This is a genomic window from Citrobacter sp. Awk 2 (assembly GCF_028069815.1).
In the GTDB taxonomy this organism is placed as follows: Bacteria; Pseudomonadota; Gammaproteobacteria; order Enterobacterales; family Enterobacteriaceae; genus Citrobacter.
Genome location: NZ_JANEWL010000233.1, coordinates 1 through 868, shown reverse-complemented (window position 1 = coordinate 868; position 868 = coordinate 1). Strand labels below are relative to the sequence as shown.

General features: G+C 46.0%; 1 protein-coding gene. It reads right to left on the bottom strand.

The features are described 5' to 3' along the window. Nucleotides 1–680: tRNA/rRNA methyltransferase (locus NNO02_RS23390; protein ID WP_271455890.1), on the bottom strand; the 680-nt coding region annotated here is incomplete at its 3' end. Between the last annotated feature and the right edge of the window lie 188 nt (nucleotides 681–868).

The following is an 868-nucleotide window of genomic DNA, read 5'->3' as shown; positions in this document are numbered from 1 at the left end:
GTAATATTTTTTTCAATATCATGTAAAAAACGGTGCAACATTGCTGTATCTCGCTGTCCTAACAACCCCATCCGCTGCTGTAGCCAATCCGTGAGCTTGATATCATCCGCAACGTCCAGCGTGGCTAATAATTGCAAAACCCGGGCACGTAACGCCTGCAACTGAAGCTCATCCGTCACCTCAATATTTTTTGCCGGTTGTTGTATTAAACCTGCTAATTGATAGCAATACACCATCACCGCCTGACCCAAATTCAGTGAAGGGTAGTCAGCCACCATCGGCACGCCGGTTAGCACATCCGCTAGCGCTAATTCTTCATTTGTCAGCCCCGAATCTTCACGGCCGAACACCAACGCGGCGTGATCCATCCACGTTGATTTTTCCTGCAACAAGGGAACCAGCTCGACCGGAGTGGCGTAATAATGGAACTTCGCGCGGCTACGAGCCGTGGTGGCGATGGTAAAATCAACGTCGTGCAACGCATCGGCTAACGTTGGAAAAACGTTAATATTATCAATAATGTCACCTGAACCATGTGCCACCCATCGCGTCGCAGGCTCCAGATGAGCCTCGCTATCAACGATCCGCAATTGCGTGAATCCCATGGTTTTCATAGCACGCGCTGCCGCGCCAATATTTTCGGCTCTGGCTGGAGCAACCAGAATAATTGTTAAACGCATTTTGATACTCTTTTTGACCGGCCTGCAGATAATTATGTGATGTGCATCAACATATTACGCAGCGCGAATTTACATATTTTTAACAGAAATCACTGAAAAAGCATTTCACATTCAGTAAAAAATGCTAAACTATTTCCTGCCTGTACTATTGCTTTTTATGTTAACAGAAGTTGCATATCCTTCTGTTT